General features: G+C 41.9%; 15 protein-coding genes and 1 tRNA gene. 9 read left to right on the top strand and 7 right to left on the bottom strand.

What is annotated here, in order from left to right:
• Nucleotides 1-15: 15 nt before the first annotated feature.
• From HCG69_RS02150 to HCG69_RS02130, 5 genes are all read left to right on the top strand, one after another.
• Nucleotides 16-1,587, top strand: a complete 1,572-nt coding sequence (locus HCG69_RS02150) for a RagB/SusD family nutrient uptake outer membrane protein (protein ID WP_221648671.1) — start codon at nt 16-18, stop codon at nt 1,585-1,587.
• Between the two features lie 37 nt (nt 1,588-1,624).
• Nucleotides 1,625-3,901 (top strand): glycoside hydrolase family 97 protein, encoded by a 2,277-nt coding sequence (locus HCG69_RS02145; RefSeq protein WP_221648670.1) that lies wholly within the window; start codon nt 1,625-1,627, stop codon nt 3,899-3,901.
• A gap of 17 nt (nt 3,902-3,918) precedes the next feature.
• Nucleotides 3,919-5,832, top strand: a complete 1,914-nt coding sequence (locus HCG69_RS02140) for an FG-GAP-like repeat-containing protein (protein WP_221648669.1) — start codon at nt 3,919-3,921, stop codon at nt 5,830-5,832.
• A gap of 199 nt (nt 5,833-6,031) precedes the next feature.
• Nucleotides 6,032-6,601 (top strand): RNA polymerase sigma factor, encoded by a 570-nt coding sequence (locus tag HCG69_RS02135; RefSeq protein WP_221648748.1) that lies wholly within the window; start codon nt 6,032-6,034, stop codon nt 6,599-6,601.
• The gene (locus HCG69_RS02130) at nt 6,598-7,776 is read left to right on the top strand and encodes an energy transducer TonB (protein WP_221648668.1); all 1,179 of its coding nucleotides are present in this window, start codon (nt 6,598-6,600) and stop codon (nt 7,774-7,776) included. Before HCG69_RS02135 ends, HCG69_RS02130 begins: the two co-directional genes overlap by 4 nt.
• A 45-nt stretch (nt 7,777-7,821) precedes the next feature.
• On the opposite strand, the gene HCG69_RS02125 is transcribed toward HCG69_RS02130, so the two are convergent.
• From HCG69_RS02125 to HCG69_RS02115, 3 genes are all read right to left on the bottom strand, one after another.
• Nucleotides 7,822-7,894, bottom strand: a tRNA-Trp gene (locus tag HCG69_RS02125).
• Between the two features lie 65 nt (nt 7,895-7,959).
• Complete coding sequence (locus tag HCG69_RS02120) at nt 7,960-8,313, bottom strand: arsenate reductase family protein (RefSeq protein ID WP_221648667.1); 354 nt, start codon at nt 8,311-8,313, stop codon at nt 7,960-7,962.
• A gap of 12 nt (nt 8,314-8,325) precedes the next feature.
• Nucleotides 8,326-8,907: a uracil-DNA glycosylase family protein gene (locus HCG69_RS02115; protein WP_221648666.1), complete on the bottom strand. Its 582-nt coding sequence runs from the start codon at nt 8,905-8,907 to the stop codon at nt 8,326-8,328.
• Nucleotides 8,908-9,042: 135 nt separating this feature from the next.
• On the opposite strand from HCG69_RS02115, the gene HCG69_RS02110 reads away from it, so the two are divergent.
• Both HCG69_RS02110 and HCG69_RS02105 read left to right on the top strand, forming a co-directional pair.
• A complete protein-coding gene (locus HCG69_RS02110; protein ID WP_370634107.1) occupies nt 9,043-12,150 on the top strand; it encodes a SusC/RagA family TonB-linked outer membrane protein in 3,108 nt (1,035 codons plus the stop codon).
• A 20-nt stretch (nt 12,151-12,170) separates the two neighbouring features.
• A complete protein-coding gene (locus tag HCG69_RS02105; RefSeq protein WP_221648747.1) occupies nt 12,171-13,757 on the top strand; it encodes a SusD/RagB family nutrient-binding outer membrane lipoprotein in 1,587 nt (528 codons plus the stop codon).
• A gap of 98 nt (nt 13,758-13,855) precedes the next feature.
• Here HCG69_RS02105 and HCG69_RS02100 read toward each other — a convergent pair whose 3' ends face one another.
• The 3 genes from HCG69_RS02100 to HCG69_RS02090 form a co-directional block, all read right to left on the bottom strand.
• Nucleotides 13,856-15,955, bottom strand: coding sequence for a KamA family radical SAM protein (locus HCG69_RS02100; protein WP_221648664.1), 2,100 nt, complete (start codon nt 15,953-15,955; stop codon nt 13,856-13,858).
• A gap of 210 nt (nt 15,956-16,165) precedes the next feature.
• Nucleotides 16,166-16,801, bottom strand: a complete 636-nt coding sequence (locus tag HCG69_RS02095) for a hypothetical protein (RefSeq protein WP_002562153.1) — start codon at nt 16,799-16,801, stop codon at nt 16,166-16,168.
• Nucleotides 16,802-16,960: 159 nt separating this feature from the next.
• Complete coding sequence (locus HCG69_RS02090) at nt 16,961-17,602, bottom strand: helix-turn-helix domain-containing protein (RefSeq protein WP_195450231.1); 642 nt, start codon at nt 17,600-17,602, stop codon at nt 16,961-16,963.
• A gap of 150 nt (nt 17,603-17,752) precedes the next feature.
• On the opposite strand from HCG69_RS02090, the gene HCG69_RS02085 reads away from it, so the two are divergent.
• Complete coding sequence (locus HCG69_RS02085; protein ID WP_002562150.1) at nt 17,753-17,929, top strand: histone H1; 177 nt, start codon at nt 17,753-17,755, stop codon at nt 17,927-17,929.
• Between the two features lie 225 nt (nt 17,930-18,154).
• Here the strand turns inward: HCG69_RS02085 and msrB are convergent, their stop codons facing one another.
• On the bottom strand, nt 18,155-19,258 hold the full coding sequence (gene msrB / locus HCG69_RS02080) for a peptide-methionine (R)-S-oxide reductase MsrB (RefSeq protein ID WP_370634103.1): 1,104 nt from the start codon (nt 19,256-19,258) through the stop codon (nt 18,155-18,157).
• Nucleotides 19,259-19,408: 150 nt separating this feature from the next.
• Between msrB and HCG69_RS02075 the strand changes: the two genes are divergently transcribed.
• Entirely contained in the window at nt 19,409-20,302 is an 894-nt protein-coding gene (locus tag HCG69_RS02075) for a YafY family protein (protein WP_221648663.1), read from the top strand.
• Nucleotide 20,303 lies beyond the last annotated feature (1 nt).

The following is a 20,303-nucleotide window of genomic DNA, read 5'->3' as shown; positions in this document are numbered from 1 at the left end:
AAATATAGTTTAGTTATGAAAAACGTAATAAAAATAAATAAATTGGCAACGGCCTGGATATTGGCAGGTTCTTTAACAATGTTTTCTTGTTCCGATTTCCTGAATCAGGAGCCTAAAACATCCTTGACAGAGCAGGAGGCTTTTTCTAATCTGGAAAATATAGCACCAACTGTAGATGGTTTGTATACAGCATTTCGTGACTCGAAATCCGGGCGCGAAGGACTGACTTTCTCACTTTTAGGCTTGGATGAGAGCAAGCAGGGTATCGTGCAGATGGATGATGCTGCACAGGCAAGTCTGGATCTTTACAACGGTTTACTCAATTCGATGTCTACACAGGTAGATAAGATGTGGTCAAGAAGATGGCCGATTGTTATTTCTGCCGCTAATGCGATTTATGCGCTTGATGTATTGTCCGAAACAACTCAGGATGAAGATACTTTAGACAGAATTAAGCGTCTGAAGGGTGAGTCTTGTTTCATACGGGCTATGGTGATGATGGAACTTACTATGTATTGGGGAGAAATTCCGGTAGTTGATATTGCAAAGATGGAAAATTCAGCCCGCCAACCATTGGAAAAGGTCTGGAAGCAAATCTTTGATGATTTTACGTTTGCTTCAACATCCTTGAAAGAAAAGTATACAGAATCCGGTGATAAAACACGTGCGACTTCCGGCGCAGCCTATGCCATGTTGGGTAAAGCGTACATGTCAGTTCCCCTAGAGACAGGAATGAGAGATTTCAAACTGGCGAAAGAGAGTTTTGAAGCAATGATGAACCGTTATCAGCTGGATCCTGATTTTGCAAATCTTTTCGATGAGAAATTAGAGTTCAATTCACCTGAATCGATCTTTGAGTTAGATTATGACAATGTGAACCGTATTAATCATTGGCAGTTTGATATGGGGTCTCGTACAGTAGTTGCTACATTTGGCGAGGGGTGTTATTTTGCCGGCTATGATGTGGCATTACCTACAGAATATGCTTATAAATCAAAATCCGAAGGAGGTATTTGGGAAGAAGGTGATTTGCGCAGAGATGAAAGTATACGCTATGATTTTACCTATCTGGGCATTACACCTACTGAGGTTTCGTGGGGAGCTGACGAATTAGATCCACATATCAAGAAGTATGAAGACGAACGTACGGACCAGTTCAACGGGAATTTGGCTAACGAATGGTATTCCGGCAAGAATTTTATTGTGTTGCGTTATGCTGATGTTTTGTTGTGTTATGCCGAATGTCTAAATGAACTTGGAGAAACCGGACAGGCAAATACGATTGTAAATCAGGTACGAGCCCGTGCTTGGGGTGGAACTTTACCTAATGAAATGGCTTGGAGCTATGGTCAGGATGAATTCCGCACACAGATTATGAATGAACGTATCCGCGAACTTTGTTTTGAAGGATGGAGACGAATGGATTTGATTCGTACCGGTAAATTTGTAGAGTTAATCAAAGAACGCAATCCTTGGGCTAAGATGTCGGGAACAATCAAAGATTTCCATATGCGCTATCCTATACCGGATACAGAGATTAAAAACAATGAAGATATCAGCGAAGAGGATCAGAATCCGGGATATTAGAATCTATAATTAATGACCATTTAATGCATAAAATAGTATGAATAAAAAATCAATTTTATCTTTATTGCTTTTGTTCTTTTGCACATTCGGTGTGCAGGCAGAAGAATATGAAACGACCTCGCCTAACGGCACGTTGAAAATAAAGCTACGGGTAGATAATGGTACGACCTATGAGGTATGGCATGGCGATAAGCAGTTGATATCCCCTTCGTCTATAGGGTTGAATCTTTCTAACGGGACAATTGTGGGAGGAGGAACGGTAAAAAGTACAACGACCAATCATGTGGATCAAACAATTGATGTTGTAGCCGGAAAAAATAAAACTCTGAGAGAGGCTTATAATGAGCTGTTAATATCATTTAATGAAAACTATGACCTTTTGGTGAGAGCTTACGATGAGGGGATAGCATATCGTTTTATCACCCGTCTGGGTGGAGAGATTATTATCAATAGTGAAGATGCTGTGTTCAATTTTACTTCAACCCCGACAATCTATTTCCCGGAGTGCGATACTAATTATTCCGGAGAAAAAGACCAGCAGGGGAAAGTACACCAGATTCATCAGGGATATAGAAACTTTGAACGGCTCTATAAAACTTATAATGCACCGACTGATATCACGAACAATCGCTTTTCTGTATCTCCCGTACTGTTTTCGTATCCTGATACTCCTTACAAGATTGTTGTAACGGAATCTGATACATATGATTATCCGGGATTGTATATGGAGCAAAACGGCGTGAATTCTATGCGTGGAAAGTGGGCTCAATACCCTAAAGAGGTTATGGATTCTGATCCTTCAAATTCCAGCTACTGGTATTCTAATCATCTGGTTATTTCAAGAGAAAACTATATTGCAAAAACAGAAGGAAGCCGCACATTCCCCTGGAGAGTTATTATTGTTTCTGATGATGACAAATCTCTGCTTAACAATGAATTGGTGTATATGTTGGCAGAACCTTGCCGTTTGACGGATACTTCTTGGATACAGCCGGGTAAAAGTGCTTGGGAATGGTGGCACAAAGCCGTTTTAGAAGGAGTCGATTTTCCATCAGGAAATAAGAATCTGTCTTTTCAATTATATAAATATTATGTTGATTGGGCTTCTCAGCATGGTATTGAATATATGACACTTGATGCCGGTTGGTCTGAAGATTATATACGTACATTATGCCTTTATGCAAAACAGAAGAATGTGAAAATTTTGGTTTGGACATGGGCAAGTTGTGTTAGAGAGAATCCGCAGGATTGGATTAAGAAGATGAAAGACTATGGTGTTTCCGGAGCAAAGATCGATTTCTTTGAACGCAGTGATCAGATTGCTATGCGTTGGGGACGGGAGTTTGCACAACGCCTGGCAGACAATCAAATGGTTGCCCTGTTCCATGGTTGTCCGGTTCCAACCGGGATCAATCGTACTTATCCCAACATCCTGAATTTTGAGGCTGTCCGTGGTGCTGAGTGTAATTTCTGGGAAAGCACTCTGACGCCTGAATATCATACACAATTTCCTTTTATACGTTCATTGGCTGGTCCCGAAGATTATACTCCGGGGTCTATGAGAAATGTAACTCAGGAGGAGTTCAAACCTATTGACAAGGACAACACTCCACCAATGAGTATGGGTACCAGAGCTCACGAACTGTCAATGTATGTCATCTATGACCAGTGGGTGGGATATTTATGTGACTCTCCAACAGAATACAATAAATATCCGGATATACTTAGTTTCTTGTCAACAGTTCCTACAATCTGGGATAAAACAGTACCATTGGATGCCAAATTGGGAGATTATATTCTGATGGCTAAACAAAAGGGAAAAGACTGGTATGTAGGTGGTATGACCGACTGGACTCCAAGAACGGTAGAAATTGATTTCAGTTTTCTGGAAGCTGGTGCCTCTTATCAGGCTGACATCTTTAAGGATGTTCCTGCATCGGGTGAACAGCCCAAAGAGTATGTTTGTGAAAAGATGGAAATCACTAAAGATACTAAACTTTCTATCAACATGGCCAAAGGAGGCGGTTTTGCCATTCGCTTGCTCCATTCCTCCGGTTCGGGTATTGCAAAGGTCAATCAGGAGAATCCTCTCACTGTGTATGTGGAGAAAGAATCCGATACGCTTCATGTAAAGACAAAGAAAATAATTGAGGCAGTGAAAATAAACAATATCTCCGGACAGGTTTTATTTGCGAAGAATTTTAAGGATGGTTCTTATTCTGAGCAGATAGATATTTCGGGCTTCAATAGAGGAGTATATGTAGTTTCTGTGAAGACAGAAGCTGCATTGGCCTCGACAACTTTTATCTATTAATGAAAAACAAATGTATTATGAAAAACGTAGAAATTTTTAGATGCACATGTGCGTTGGTCGGACTTGCCTGTACCTCTGCTTTTGCTCAGGTGAAACATGCTTCATTTTCTGAGATCATTAATCCTGTTGTAGTAGACGGTGGAACAGAGAGTATTCCTATGGTGTATGAAGCTGCTGCTGCCTGGGGAGATTATAACAACGATGGTTTTCTGGATGTGATTATAGCCGGTGTAACTTCACAAGGAGAGCAAACATTACTTTATAAAAATAAAGATGGAAAGCAATTTGAGCAAGTTGCGCATAATTTTCCGGGTTTGAGGACATCCAGTGCCACCTGGTTCGACTATAATAATGATGGAAATCTGGATTTGTTTCTGGCCGGAAAGAAAAGTAATGGAGAATACTATGCTGGTTTATGGAAAAATAAAGGAGGAGATGCCGGTTTTGAAGAGGTCTTTACAGGGCTATTCCCTTTGATTAATAACGGAAAGGAAAATCGTTCTAACCGATATGTAGTAGCTGCTGATTATGACGGTGACGGCTGGACGGATCTTTATATTCAGGGGCGTACAAGCGAAGGTGACAAGAATACCGGAATCTCATACTTATACAGAAATGTAAATGGGGAGAATTTTGAACGTATTGACAAGCCGGTAAAAAACAAAATGGGTAGCAGTGCGGCTAAACCCTTTGTTCAGTTATCTGGTGGTGGGGCTGCCTGGGCTGACTATGATGGTGATGGATTCTTGGATCTGATTGTTTCGGGTGAAGGAATTGACGTTGACAAGTATGATGCCGACTATGGTTATCATGGCAGTTATAATGGTGCAGTCTACAAAAACAATGGTGATGGAACTTTTGCCGAACCCATTGAATTTGAAGGTATAGAAGAAGGCAATCCTGTCTGGATTGATTATAATAATGATGGAAAACAGGATTTTATGGTTCCCGGAGTTAGATGGGACGAAGCTGTGAGCTGGAACTGGCGCGGTGACGTGTATATCAATTCTGTAGGAGGATTTACCAAATATGGTGCTGCTACAACGGGGTTGCCAAATAGCAGACAGGCGCTTTCTGTCGATGCAGGCGATGTTAACAATGACGGTTTTAGCGATATCCTGTATATGAATGCTACAGAGGAGACTGATATGGTTTATTTGAACAATGGAGGCAAACTGGATGCTCCTATGTTTACTGCTTCTCCGTTAGTGTATGCTGGTGCAAAAGCACAGAGGGGTGGAACAGCCAATCTGGTAGATTTTGACAATGATGGTAATTTGGATGCATTTCTTGTGGGTTATGGCGATGCGGGAGGATCACATACCCGCCTGATGAAGAATAATTTAGGCGAAGGAATTACTGCAAATAAGGCTCCCGGTGCACCTACCAATTTGAAAGCAGTGTCGGGTTCCAATGGCATTGTAATGTTCTCATGGGATGCCCCGGCTGATGATGTAACTCCGGCCAGTGCTCTGAAATATAATTTGTATATCAAACAGGGAGATGTTATCAGAATGACAATTCCGGCTGATATTACTACCGGACGGTTGAAAGTAGCCGAAGTTTCCGGATTAATCAGCAAGAGAGTGTTATATAAGGTAACAGGACTGACTGGCGAGTATACATGGGGAGTACAAGCGGTTGATAATGCTAAAGTAGGTGGCCCGTTTGCTATTTTTGGTGCAGGAACCGGAATAACAAACGAACCGGAGAAGACCTCTGTAAAGGTTATGAGCGAGGGAGACGCCATCCGTATTACTGCTGCCAGTGATCTGAACGGTATAATCAATGTTTATTCCATGGATGGAGGTAATGTATATTCAGAATCAGTATCATTGAATAATACAACTGTAAATCTGCCGAAAGGGATTTATCTTGTAAAGATTACATTAGCTAATGAAACAATAACAGAAAAGGTGATTGTTTGGTAAAAGGATAACGAATAGGGTAAGAAGGCTATCGGATATTTCGGTAGCCTTTTTTTGTATTTCACTGCAGAGTATGCAGGGGCTTAATTATTTAAAATGAACTATATAATTACTCAGTGTGCTCTGTGGTGGATTGATTACTTAATCCTTCCATATATCCCTACGTTTACTTATTTTTTTTAACTTTGCCCAAAAAGAAGTCCTGTTTTTTAAAAAGAACATATTAAAACTGACCGACGAAGAGCTATTACATCAGTATGCCACGTCTGGTAAAACAGAATATTTTGGTGAACTTTACAACCGATATATTCCGTTATTATATGGTCTTTGTCTCAAGTATCTGACCGACGAAGCACGTGCACAGGATGCAGTAATGCAACTTTTTGAAGATCTGCTTCCTAAAATACCCCATTATGAAATAAAGGTTTTCAAACCCTGGCTATATCGGGTAGCAAAGAACCACTGTCTACAAATACTGAGAAAAGAAAATAAAGAAATTCCTCTCGATTATACGATTAACCTTGTGGAATCTGATGAATTTCTGCATCTTTTATCTGAAGAAGATACTTCGGAAGAACAACTGAATGCCCTGAAGCATTGTCTTGAAAAGCTTCCCGAATTTCAGCGTATCAGCATCATGCATTTTTTTATGGAAGAAATGTCTTATGCCGATATTGTAGAGCAAACAGGCTTTACACTGAATAACGTGAAAAGCCATATCCAGAATGGAAAACGTAATTTAAAGATTTGTATAAAGAACCAGACCCAATGAAGCTATTAGACTACATACGAGGAACCCGTAAAGGGCGGGAAGCTCATCGCCTGCAAAAGGAAGCGATGCGAGATCCTTTTCTTGCCGACGCTATGGATGGTTACGACGGCGCAGGGGAAAGTCAGGAGCAACAGATAGAGTTACTTCGCCGCCGGATTACAATGAGGGTGAAAAGGAAGCAGAATCATGCTTTAGCCTGGAGTGTGGCTGCCAGTCTCCTGTTAGGTGTTTGTTTGGGTGGTTATTTTCTGTTCCAAAAAGATAAATTACCGGAAGAAACTCTCATGGCTCTGGAACAATTGCAACGGGATACTATTTTACAAACACCTTCACAGATACCTGCTGAAGCAGAGGTGAAGTTGGCGAAGACACTGAAAAAGGATTCGATGAGACCACTCATCAGTCAGGAACGAAGAGTGAAACCTGCAGTTACTGCCAAAACCATTGCTCCCGAAGTGAAAGAGCAATCTGCGGTAGAAGTAGAGATGAGTGTGGCCCTTTCAGAAGAATTAAAACTGGCTGATACTACAATCGCTGCAGACGATAATAATCTTGCCCGGAAGTTGCAGGATAGGGTAGAAGGCCTAAAGGTCGGTGGGATAAAAGGACGTGTGACTGATGAAAACGGAGAACCTCTTATGGGAGCTAATATTCTTGTAAAAGGAACCGGTAAGGGTACGGTTTCGGATGTAAATGGAAACTTCACATTAGATACAGACGGAAACAAAGAGATTGCGGTCAACTATATCGGTTATGAACCGATAACTCTTCCTGCAGATACCGGCAAAGAAATATTGATTGCCATGAATGAAAGCAAAGAGGCATTAAACGAAGTAGTGGTAGTGGGCTATGGTACTGAAAGGAAAAAGAATCTCACAGGTTCGGTAGTACGCGTTGAGCCGTTGACCATGCCGGAGCCTGTTCCTGTGATAGGGTTCAAAGCATATAAGAAGTACCTGAAAAAGAATAGGATCCGTCCAACAGATGAAGAATGCGCAAAGGTAAAAGGGGAAGTGGTACTGACTTTCCATGTAGATAAAAAGGGGCGCCCGGTCAATATAAAAATAAAGAACAGCCTATGTGCTTCTGCTGATAAAGAAGCAATACGTCTTGTAGAAGACGGGCCTGACTGGTTAGTGGGAAATAAAGAAGTAACACTGAATATTAAATTCTAAAGAAAAATCCACTTAAATACATTATTTAAGTGGATTTTTCATCTGCACGGGAGGAGAGGCTCGAACTCCCGACACCCGGTTTTGGAGACCGGTGCTCTACCAACTGAGCTACTCCCGTGTTTGCGGGTGCAAAGGTAGAATAATCTTCCGAATCTGCAAGTATTTCTGCAAAGAAGTTTTCAACTATTTTAGTTTTTCCCATTCGTCGGGTTTGAATCCTACTAATACAAAATTATCAGTCACCACCAATGGGCGTTTCACCAGTTTACCATTGGTAGCCAGCAGGGCTATCTGTTCTTCTTCGCTCATTGTGGTAAGCTTCTCTTTGAGGTTCAGCTCTTTATAAACCAGTCCGCTGGTGTTGAAAAACTTTTTTACCGGTAGTTCACTAAGTGGAATCCATGCTTTCAGCTCTTCTACGGTGGGGTTGTTTTCTACGATGAGACGGTTGGTGTACTCAATATTATTTTCAGTCAGCCACTTTTTTGCCTTTTGGCAAGTGCTACACGCTGGGTATTGCAAAAAGATTGGTTTCATATTTCTATTATTCTAAAGCATTTGTAAATCTTGGTACATGATACGGTAAGCAGTTGCTTTCTTATCCAATGCTAATGGGTAAGCACGGGAAGAAGAGGGCATCCGGTAGAGCCGTATCGGGCGGTTTTCAAACACAAACTCAGAAAAGTCGCCTACTTTGGGTTCCTCTACATTGAATTGCATGCGAAGGGTATCTGTGGCTTTTTGCCCGGTGGTTACGATGGCTTTGCATTCCGGTAATTGTCGGAGCATAGCAGCTATGTCAGTAGACTGAACAACCTCTAAGAATTTGTCGGAAGCATTATCCTGCAAACGTCGTATGGCAGAAGCTGTATCGAATAAGGCAATCCCCTTTTTATTGAGAAAATCAATGATTTGTTCACGACAAAAAGCATTCTTTGACTCATTCAGAAAATGATCTTTGTTGTCAAAGAACAGGAGTCCCACAATTCTCCACATATCATTATTTAAATTTGGATAATAAAAATCCATAGACCATCTTTTCTTTTGTGGCGGAAAACTGCCCAGCATTAACAATTTTGCATGCGGAGGTAAAAACGGTTCCAGGGGATGATTTTCTATCTCTATTTCCATATTTACAGTTTATTTGCAACAAAAATAGTGATAATACCTATTTCTGAGAACTCTTTTGTTTAAACGTTACCTAAAAAATATTTTTTTAGAATTTATTGTGTACTTTTGTATAAGCACAATCTATTTGAAATGAACATATTACTTACTAGAAGGACTCTTTTATACTTATTTTTAATACTCTTACCCCCTTTGGGAATAGAAGAGTGTAATGCTATTAATATAGAATATGATAAACACACAGACCAGTTTTCTTCAAGAAAAAAGATAAAAGGACACGTCGTCGATTCTAAAGGGGAAATTTTGATTGGAGCTACTGTAAAAGTGAAAGGGGAGCCCGACGGAACCATTACTAATGCAGAGGGTGAATTTTCTTTAGTAGTAGAACAGGATGCTGTTCTGCAAATTTCCTTTATGGGATGTGAGACTAAGGAGGTGCCTGTACGGGGACAAACTGAATTTGAGATACTACTCAAAGAAGATGCCGTGATGCTTGATCCTATTATTGTCACTGCACTTGGCATTGAAAAGAAGGAATCTTCTCTCTCATATTCGGCTATGCAGCTCAAAAGTGATGAACTGAACCGGGTGAAGGACCCTAATATGATTACTGCACTGGCAGGAAAAGCAGCAGGTGTGCAAATTAGTAAGAATTCCTCAGGACCGGGTGCATCAGCTAAGGTCAGTATTCGTGGTATACGTTCTGTAGTCAGTGATAATCAGCCTTTATATGTAATAGATGGTGTTCCGATGCTAAACTCTACTTCCGAACAAGCCTATTCGGCTATTGGAGGTACAGCCAATGCCGGCAATCGTGACGGAGGCGACGGCATTTCTAATCTGAATCTTGAGGATGTAGAGAGTATAACGATTCTGAAAGGTGCTCCGGCTGCAGCTTTGTATGGTAGCCAGGCTGCTAATGGGGTAATATTGATAACCACTAAAAAAGGGAGCGAGTCTGGAGTTCATAAAGTATCTTTCTCTACCAGCCTGACCGTTGATAATGCTTTTAGTCTTCCTGAAATGCAAAACCGCTATGGGGTGAGTGATGATGTAGATAGTTGGGGAGCAAGGGCCGAACTGCCGGATCGGGACAACCTGAAGAATTTCTTTCGTACCGGTTTTACTTCCATTACTTCTATATCTGTGAGCCATGGAAACGAGAAGTTACAAAATTATTTCTCTTATGCCAATACCAGCGGAAGGGGCATTATAGATAAAAATCAGCTTTCTAAACACAATCTGAATTTCCGAGAAACCTCCTCTTTGTTCAATGGCCGGTTGAAACTGGATGGCAGTGTGAATGTGATGCGTCAGGTAGTAAAGAATAAACCTGTTACCGGAGGCTTTTATATGAATCCCCTGGTGGGATTGTATCGCTTTCCTCGTGGCGAAGATCTGTCTTATTATAAAGATCATTTTGAAGTATATGATGAAGATCGTAAGCTCAATGTACAGAATTGGCATACGTCTTTTGAAGATTTTGAGCAAAACCCTTATTGGATTGTCAATCGTATCCAGAGTAAAGACACCCGTTCCAGAATCATTACGTCTTTGTCCGCTCGTGTGAAGGTGAATGATTGGCTCGATATCCAGGCACGTGGTACTATGGATTATGCAAATGACAAATTACGGCAGAAGTTTTATGCTTCTACAGCTCCGGCATTGGCGGGAGTGAATGGTCGCTATATTGAAATGGATTATCAGGAGGTACTGCTTTATGGAGATGTGATGGCAACGGCAAAGAAGAAGTGGGGTGACATCTCACTGGATGCCGCTATGGGTGCCAGCATTAATGACAAGATCGTAAATTCTGTCCGTTACGACTCTAAGACGGCTTCCTTGAAATTTCCCAATGTCTTTAATCTGGCCAATATTATTATGAACGGTTCGGCCAGCCTCGATCAGAAGATTGATGCTCACAGGCAGTTGCAGTCGGTATTTGCTACAGCACAGGTGGGATACAGAGAAAGCCTTTTTGTAGATGTGACCGCCCGTAATGACTGGGCTTCTACTTTAGCTTACACCCAGCATGAGCGGACGGGGTTTTTCTATCCTTCTGTTGGTGCTTCTCTTATTCTGAATAAACTGATAGCTTTGCCGGAATGGGTTTCTTTTGGTAAAGTGCGCGGTACATACAGTAAAGTGGGTAATGATATCCCACTGTTTATCACTAATCCGGTTTCACACGTTACTGCCGGCGGTGAAGTGCAGGCCAGTGATGCGGCTCCTTTTAAAGAGATGGAGCCTGAAATGACATACTCTGTGGAAGTAGGTACCGAGTGGCGTTTCCTTAGTAATCGTCTGGGCATTAATGCCACTTATTACCGTACCAATACTCGCAATCAATTCTTCAAGCTGCCGGCTTTATCCGGAGATAAATATGCCTATCGGTATGTCAATGCCGGTAATATACAGAATGAGGGCTGGGAGCTGACACTGGATGCCGCACCTGTGATGAAGCGGGACTTCATCTGGAAAACAACACTCAATTTCTCTTCCAATAAGAACCGGATTATCGAACTGCATGAACAGTTAAAGGAGTTTGTTTACGGTCCTACCAGTTTTTCGTCGAGTTATGCCATGAAGTTAGTGAAAGGTGGTTCTATCGGCGATATTTACGGAAAAGCTTTTGTTCGTGATGGCAGTGGAAATATCGTTTACGAGGCCGGGGGCGAAAATAAAGGATTGCCTCAGGTTGAGGGAGACGGAAATACGGTGAAGGTAGGCAATGCCAATCCTCTCTTTTCGATGGGGTGGAGCCATACTCTTTCTTACAAAGGGGTCAGCCTTTATTTTTTGATAGACTGCCGGTATGGTGGAGATATTCTTTCACAAACCCAGGCCGATATGGATATGTATGGAGTTTCCAAAACTACGGCCGACGCCAGGGACGATGGATATATCGTGCTGGAGGGACATCGTGTAGAGAATGTAAAGGGATTCTACAAGAACGTAGTTGGCGGACGTGCGGGTGTGACGGAATACTATATGTATGATGCCACAAACGTGCGTCTGCGAGAACTTTCTCTAAACTATCAGTTGCCTGCCGGCTGGATAGCTAAAACGAAAGTTTTCAAAGATATACAGCTCTCTTTTGTAGGGCGCAATCTTTTTTTTATTTACAAGAAAGCGCCTTTTGATCCCGATCTGGTACTTTCTACCGGAAATGATAACCAGGGAATCGAAGTCTATGGAATGCCCACGACACGTAGTTGGGGATTCAGTATTAAATGTGAATTTTAAAGCAGGGGAGGGGTAAAATGATGAAAAAGAATATGATTCTTCTGTTTTTGTTTATAGGGTCGATACTGATATCCTGTACTTCCCAATTCAGAGAGTACAATACCGATTTGGCAGGCATTACCGATGAAGATTTGAAAGCGGATAACAATGACCATGGTATTCGTCTGGGCATTATTCAGCAGGGTATTTATTTTAATTATGATTATGGCAAAGGCAAGAACTGGCCCTTTCAATTGACGCAGAATCTTAATGCTGATATGTTCTGTGGATATATGCACGATGCCAAGCCACTGAATGGAGGTAGCCATAATTCCGATTATAATATGCAGGACGGTTGGAATAGTGCGATGTGGGGACATACGTATGCTTATATCTTTCCTCAGATTTATCAGTCGGAAATCCATACCCGTACAGGGCAGCCGGCATTCTTTGGCATTACAAAGATTCTGAAAGTAGAGGTGATGCATCGTGTGACAGATTATTATGGCCCTGTAGTATATACCAATTTTGCGAATCCGGAAAACAATTATCAGCCCGATACGCAGGAGGAAGTATATGATGAGTTCTTCCATGAACTGGATACGGCGGTTACCGTTCTTTCTGATTACATAGAACGAATGCCGGAAGCTGCAGAGTTTGCCCGTTTTGATATTCTGCTTGATGGGAAATATTGCTCCTGGATTAAGTTTGCCAACTCTTTGCGGATGAGGCTTGCCATGCGTTTAGCTGTGGTGAGTCCGTTGAAAGCCCGCTCGGAGTTCTTGAAAGCTTTAGATAATGCGTATGGCGTTTTTGAGTATGCTACCGAATTGGCGTCTGTCTCTACCGGTAGTGGATACTCCAATCCACTTGGTGAACTCAACCGTGTGTGGAATGAAACTTATATGAATGCCTCTATAGAATCTATAATGAATGGTTACGGTGACCCCCGGCGGGAATTTTATTTTGAACATTGTACGGCTCCGGATTTAAAGGGAGAGTATCGCGGCATTCGTCAGGGGACTTGTTTTGCCCACAATCGTTATAACACTTTGTCGAAGCTGGCGGTAGATCAGTCTACAGATGCGGTTTTAATGACTGCCGCCGAGGTGTGGTTTCTTCGTGCGGAGGCGGCATTGCGTGGCTGGACATCAGAGGATGCGGGAGAATGCTATAAGCAAGGAGTGGCTTCCTCTTTCCGCCAGTACAATCTGACTGCGACAGACGATTATCTGAACAGTGATAATCGGGCTGCTGATTTTGTTGATACGTATGATCCCGATAATAATATAAAGGCTCGTTGTCAGGTGTCTCCACGCTGGATAGAAAGTGCAGATCGGGAGGTTAAACTGGAAAAGATCATTACTCAAAAATGGTTGGCTATGTTTCCCGAAGGTTGTGAGGCATGGGCAGAACAGCGTCGGACAGGTTATCCGCGTCTTTTCCCTGTAAGATTTAATAATAGCCGGAATCATTGTATTGATACGGAAACAATGGTTCGTCGTCTGAACTTTCCCGGTTCATTAGAGACGGAGGACGGAGAACAATACCGTAAGTTAGTGGATGCGTTGGGCGGAGAAGACAATGGAGGTACGCGTCTTTGGTGGGATACCGGGCGTAATTGGTAAGTTAGTTTGTTATGACTATGAAAGAATATTGCCATTTATAGTGGATAACCTTCGGAGCCCATTGCTCCGGAGGTTTTTTATTTTTGTAGTTGGGTAGCTTATCCTTCTACTTCCAGATTACTCATTCTGTCAGTGGTTTGAAACTCAAACTCCGGATATTCGTATAAACTAAACCGGGGCTCTGTTTCACCTTCTGTGTAGCTCCATATGCTGGCGTAGTCTTCGGGATCTTCTCCCATCTTACCCAATTGTCTCAGATAAGCGGCAAGCGATTTATTTTCTACAATATAAATTTCTCCCATTTTATCGATGATCGGACTATGGTGGCGTGTGCGGTCATGGTCGAAGCGGAGAATACGTTTTCCGTCTTCAGTAAGACCTACCATGTTGAACGTCATACTCTTGCCTATGGCAGGGAGGTTGAGTACACTTCGGTCGGTAGCCAGGAAAGGCAGGTGGTGTTTCCTCATGAAGCGACGGATACGAGTTGCTGTGTCTTCTCCTTTTTCGAGTAGGGTGTACAGTTCTGTAGCTTGCTCCGGTGTCAGCTGACCGTATATCTTTTCTTCATGCTGTTCCTGCAAGGAGCGGCTGTTGGGGGTAAATACAGCGTAGTTTTCATTGAAGCCTTTCACTGAGAAGGTATAATAACAAACGACTCCAAGGGAGTTGAGTATCTGACGCAGTCTTGTTGTATGTCCTCGCCGGGAAGCTGCTACGGTATAAACTAACTGGTTGGTGATAAGCCACCCGGCAGAAAGTATCTTGCTGATGGCTTCCCGTGCTTCCGGAGTGACCTCCAATGGTGTCTGGAAGTGTGTTTGGATGATGAATTGCTTCACACCAATAGCTGAAGCCTTTTCTTTAAACTCACGAAGAATCTCAACGAGCTCGTCATTGATACGCATCGGAAGATAGGCTGGCAAGCGCGAACCGAGACGTACACGTTGTAGTTCGGCATACTTTTCTCCCTCCGGACGTTCCTGATTAGCTTTCCGTTTGCGGGCGGCCATCCGGTATACAGCTTCCAGAATGTTTCGTAATGTTTTGTTTTGGCTCATTAGTGCATCTCCACCTGTGATAAGGATATCACGCAGTTGCGTGTCTTCTTCGAAATAACTCATCAGGCGGCGTAGCTTTTTATCCCAGGATTCTTTGGGGCGCAGGCTGTCGAATTCAAAATTCAGACGCTCGCTCTGGAAATCGTACATACGCTGGCAAGAAGCACACAATCCGCCGCAAGCCCGTCCCATGGTATCCGGTATCAGGATAGCAACTTCCGGATAACGGCGATGAATATTGTGCCCGTCCGGAAGTAACCATCCGGCTGCATTGGGCTTTCCGGCTTCTACTATGTCTTCTTTTTCCCAGGCACGGATATTGCCATATGTCTCTACCAGACGGGGGGAATAAAGAATATAACTGCGGATTGCTTCGTCATTGTATCCGTCTCCGGTAATATCAAGTAGTGATAGGTAATAAGGAGTAGCAAAGAAGGGCATTCCTTTTTTACGTGCACGCGAAAGCAGATACATCGTTTCGCTGGAAAGTGAATTTCCCAGTAGGCGGTTTAATTCGGAAGGGCTTTTTATGGCCATTGACAAGTGAAAACGGAAGTCGTTCCACCATTGGCTGACGAGTTGATACTTCTCGTCATAGCTCAGTCCTTCGTCAAATTTGAAACGGGTGGAACCGGATTTACGGTTTTCAATCTTCTGTATCAGTACGTGCAGCATTCGTTCTTTGTTTTGTGCACGGAGTTCCATGACTTCTTCATCCAGTCCGGTGACCCAGCGTTCGGTACGGCTTTTTATCCGTTGTGGAGAGGGGAGGGGCATTTCGGGAGTATCCAGTCTTTTGAAGAGATAGAATAAGTCTATGAATAAGTCTGTTGTCAGATCTGTATTTTCCAGTTGCCCGATGAGAAACTGGTGGAGTACTGAAAGAGTCTGTACAGGCATGTCCTGTCCTGTGGAGAGTTCGTGGATATTTGTTCCGTCGTAATTGATAAGGAGTCGAATTTGCTTACCCGGGTTGCTTTCAGCTTGCGGATGGAGTGACAGGAATCTTTCGAGGCTGTTTCTAAAGTCTTTATCGTTAATACTTTGACCGGCCAGTTGGCAGAGTTCCGGTAACTCCTGTTGGTATAGTTGTTTCAGTTGTGAAAGAGTGAGGGTTAGCATTTTCTTTTGTTTCATAAGCGATTTTTCTTTTATTGGTGGTCAATATGTCAATGTACATGCACCAAACATCTACGCTAAATATTCCCGGATAAATCGGTATATTTAACGAAACGAGTCATTTATTGGCGCATTATTAGGCATAAATATACAAAAAAAAGCGGAAGTACGTGACTTCCGCTTTTCTATAGCTGCATTCTTTTACGATTATTTTTTGTTTCGTAACATTTATGCTTTGACATCTTCGTTCTTACGTTTAGGCTCTTTCTTGGCCAATAAGATAATGTTATAGACATATTCTGTCATCCATTGTTCGGAGTAGCCGAGACGTTCTTTGTACTGTCGTACGGAAGTTGCTGTTTTGTGTACGTCATCTGCTTTCCACACCGTTTTGGTACACACATCGTGCACGGTTTTTGCTGTCATGTTGCGAAGCGTCTTTTTAAATACAGACGGCATACGGAATTTCCACTGCATAAGGTTACCCATTAACATCATCAGGTCATTAGAGAAACCCTGATACATAAATAAATAGGCCTGTATGTCGTTTTGTGTACGGCAGTTCTTTTTTATTGAAGAATCGATTTCTTTGAAAAATGATTCGCTGATTCCATAATCTTCCATTAACATTTTACGGGCTGCTGCTTTTTCGCCTAATCCCAGTTTTCCTCCCTGAGTGGGTATTTTGAACAGGCGTTTGAATTGCGCTACATCCGGGAGAAAACGAATATTGGTGATACCAAGACTTACAGCAATTACCGATTGGAAATATACGCGTGTCAATGACACGAAATCTTCTACATTACCTACAGCCTTTCCGTCGGCTTCGGCTTTTTTCTTGAATAAGTTAGCAAATATGCTCATATATATTAATTATAAATTTTGAATTATGAATTCGGGTTTGCGATTGCAAAAGTACTAAATAAGTTGATTTACACCAACTATTACATCATTCATCACTTAAAATTCGTAATTAAACCGTCTACCAACATTCAATATCCTTTTCTATATCTTTCATCTTATCTATTTCAGTCTGAAGTAAAATTTATGATTCTCAAATATCGGTTCTATTATATCAAACCGGATAAATTTAGCCAGCAAATGTTCGGCAGCACGACGCGGGATATTTGCCAGGCGGCAGTATCGATTTAATGAAAGTGAGGTGTTCGCTTCGAGCAGATCAAGCAACAGTTGCTCCCGTTCGGTGTATTGTATCAGTTCTCCTACCGGATTATCACTTTGTTCCCATACACGCAGATGTACCGGAGTAGCCAGTATATTTTCATCTTTTATACGAATATAAGCCAGTGGTTTGCCGGTTTCATCTTTTGCATATACCGGCTTTTGGGCACTTTCATCTATTTGTACCACTAATATAGAACGTCCTTCGGCATGAAATGTTTGCATGGAGTAGTGAACTTCGGGCAGACAGTAGAGTTGAGCCGCTGCTTCTATCATATATTTCTCTTCGTCTGAACGTACACCGGCTATTTTTCCATTGTCCTTAACGCCGATGAGTAAACGCCCGCCATCGGTATTGGAAAAGGCCGACAATGTTCTGGCTATTTTGCGGGCATCCGAAATTTCAAATTTAAAATCCTGTTGCTGGTGCTCTCCCTCAGCTATTAAAATATGTATGTATTCGGTATCTGTAAGTGGTTTCATGGCTGCAAAAGTAAAGAAAAAAGCCGAAACCGCCTTTTTTAGATGATTTTTCGCGGATTATTTCAAAAAAAATATTGTTTTTATGTGTTTATTTCGGGAAAGAATGTATTTTTGCCAATCATTATTAACGAAGAAAATATAAAAAGGATCATGAAAGAATTAGTAGAAAAAATCGCAGCTCTTGTAGCTGATTTCAACAAGGATGCAAATGCACAGATCGAAAACGGTAATAAAGCTGCTGGAACACGTGCACGTAAGGCTTCATTGGAAATTGAAAAAGCAATGAAAGAATTCCGTAAAGTGTCTTTGGAAGAATCAAAAAAGTAATTTTTTGAATAAAGAGAAATGCGAAGCCAGACCTTGTGAGGACTGGCTTTTTTATTTTATAGCTGTTGGTATAGGGCGTTTATGACTGAAATTCACCACAGAGTCGCATGGAGTAATCCGATCTGACGAAACGCGGATTAACGCAAATTGACGCAGATTAAAAGGCAATTATTTTCTCTTCTATATTTGTTTCTTTGCGGAAATCTGCGTTTATCTGTGTTTCAATTAACCACCGCTTGCCGTACCTTCCCTTGCGGGAAGCAGTTTCAGATATTCGCCATACCCTTCTTCTTTCATCTTTTCTTTGGGGATGAAACGCAGGGAAGCACTGTTGATACAATAACGTAGCCCTCCTTTATCTGCAGGACCGTCTGTGAAAACATGTCCTAAATGTGCATCTCCGGTCTTGCTGCGTACCTCTATACGTCTCATGCCGTGAGAGGTATCCATGTTTTCCTTCACCAATGTTTTATCTATTGGTTTTGTGAAACTGGGCCAACCACATCCTGAATCAAATTTATCAGTAGATATAAACAATGGTTCTCCGGTAGTGATATCTACATAGATACCGGGTCGTTTCTCATCCCAATATTCATTATGAAAGGCTGGCTCGGTAGCACTTTTTTGTGTTACGACATATTGCTCGTTGGTGAGCTTGGCACGAAGTGTGGCGTCATCCGGTTTCTTGTAAACAGGTTTTGCTGTCGTTTTGGGAGCATTCGCTTTTTTGGCCAGTCCAAACAAAGCCGGGTCGATATGGCAATACCCTCCCAGATTTTTATCCAGATAATCCTGGTGATAATCTTCTGCCTGATAAAAGTTGGATAATGGTTTTATTTCAATAGCGAGTGGCTTTGAATAGTTCTTTGCCAATGCTTCTACAGCAGTTTGTATAATCGGCAGATCAGCTTTATCCGTGTAATAAATACCTGTACGATACTGTGATCCGCGATCGTTTCCCTGCCGGTTGACACTGGTGGGGTCTATTGTTTTAAAGTATAAATCTATTAGTAAAGGAAGCTCTACTTCCTGTGGATTATAGGTTACCTTTACCGTTTCGGCGAAATTGGTATTTCCGCTACACACCTGTTGGTATGTGGGGTTGGCAATATTTCCGTTTGCATAACCTGCCTGAGTGCTCTCTACACCCCTGATTTGTTTCAGAAAATGTTCTGTACCCCAGAAACAACCACCGGCAAAATATATTTCCTTTTGATCTTTCATATTGTTATTCTCCTGTTTTTTGAGTTTAGTACCCTGCACGCTCTGTGCATTACCTGTCAGCGAACAGCCCATGAAGAGCAGTATAGTTATAACGATTGTTTTCATACTTTTCATATAGTATATAACAAAATAGTGGTGTGTTTCACTTGTATCATTCAACTCTTTTTTAGTTATTTCACTATATCTTCTCTTTATTATGCTTATTTTTGGCACAAACTATCTTTAATTTTGCAGCAGATATAAATAAAAGCAGATATGGCTAAGCAACAATTCAATAAACTCATCTGGCTGGTAGATACGATCTATCGGAGCGGGCGCATTACGTTTGCTGAGATCAATCGTCGCTGGCGGGCAGGAGATAGTACTCGTACGGATATTCCTTTGCGTACTTTTCATAATCACCGGCAGGCTATCGAAGAGATGTTCGACATTAATATAGAATGTGATAAGTGTACAAATACTTATTATATAGCTGATGCCGAGGGAATGTTGGGAGATAAGCTCAAAATGTGGTTGCTCAACAGCTTTTCATTAAACAATATTTTGCAGGAAAATGTGGATATGAAGAACCGGATTGTTTTTGAGGAGGCTCCTTTGGGACTGCAATATATGGATGTCATAATAGATGCTATGAGGGCAGGGTTTGTGCTTCACATGGAGTATCAGGCTTATAACTGGGGGCAACCGAAAGAGGTTTGTCTGGAACCTTACTTCCTGAAACTGTTCCGTCATCGCTGGTATCTGATAGGAGTCAACCGGAAGTATGAAGCTTTCCGTTCTTATTCTTTAGATAGGATTAAGTCGGTAAGGACAGGGAATGATACGTTCCGCTTTCCCCGGAAATTCACTCCACAGGATTATTTTCAGAATTGTTTCGGTATCATTCGTGATGAGGCACAACAACCGCAACGTACTGTTTTGCGGGTTGTTGCCGAGCAGGCTCCTTATCTGCGTAACCTACCTTTGCATCCCAGTCAGCAAGAGATAATAACGACAGATACTTATACTGATTTTGAAATGTATATATCGCATACTTATGATTTTATTCAGGAGTTGTTGTCTAAAGGATCGACGGTGGAGGTTCTTGAACCTCAAAGTTTGCGTGATTTGATGAAGGCTGAAATAGAAAAGATGCAAAAATTGTACTGAT

The organism is Bacteroides sp. K03 (assembly GCF_019734355.1).
GTDB classification, from domain to species: domain Bacteria; phylum Bacteroidota; class Bacteroidia; order Bacteroidales; family Bacteroidaceae; genus Bacteroides; species Bacteroides nordii.
This window is presented reverse-complemented; position numbering and strand designations above follow the sequence as displayed.

Bases quoted from the DNA above. Each gene is read 5' to 3' on its own strand.
- msrB (WP_370634103.1), bottom strand. From the start codon at position 19,258: ATGAAAACAATCGTTATAACTATACTGCTCTTCATGGGCTGTTCGCTG.
- HCG69_RS02140 (WP_221648669.1), top strand. From the start codon at position 3,919: ATGAAAAACGTAGAAATTTTTAGATGCACATGTGCGTTGGTCGGACTT.
- HCG69_RS02120 (WP_221648667.1), bottom strand. From the start codon at position 8,313: ATGAAACCAATCTTTTTGCAATACCCAGCGTGTAGCACTTGCCAAAAG.
- HCG69_RS02095 (WP_002562153.1), bottom strand. From the start codon at position 16,801: ATGAGCATATTTGCTAACTTATTCAAGAAAAAAGCCGAAGCCGACGGA.
- HCG69_RS02115 (WP_221648666.1), bottom strand. From the start codon at position 8,907: ATGGAAATAGAGATAGAAAATCATCCCCTGGAACCGTTTTTACCTCCG.
- HCG69_RS02150 (WP_221648671.1), top strand. From the start codon at position 16: ATGAAAAACGTAATAAAAATAAATAAATTGGCAACGGCCTGGATATTG.
- HCG69_RS02145 (WP_221648670.1), top strand. From the start codon at position 1,625: ATGAATAAAAAATCAATTTTATCTTTATTGCTTTTGTTCTTTTGCACA.
- HCG69_RS02100 (WP_221648664.1), bottom strand. From the start codon at position 15,955: ATGAAACAAAAGAAAATGCTAACCCTCACTCTTTCACAACTGAAACAA.
- HCG69_RS02105 (WP_221648747.1), top strand. From the start codon at position 12,171: ATGAAAAAGAATATGATTCTTCTGTTTTTGTTTATAGGGTCGATACTG.
- HCG69_RS02090 (WP_195450231.1), bottom strand. From the start codon at position 17,602: ATGAAACCACTTACAGATACCGAATACATACATATTTTAATAGCTGAG.
- HCG69_RS02075 (WP_221648663.1), top strand. From the start codon at position 19,409: ATGGCTAAGCAACAATTCAATAAACTCATCTGGCTGGTAGATACGATC.
- HCG69_RS02085 (WP_002562150.1), top strand. From the start codon at position 17,753: ATGAAAGAATTAGTAGAAAAAATCGCAGCTCTTGTAGCTGATTTCAAC.
- HCG69_RS02130 (WP_221648668.1), top strand. From the start codon at position 6,598: ATGAAGCTATTAGACTACATACGAGGAACCCGTAAAGGGCGGGAAGCT.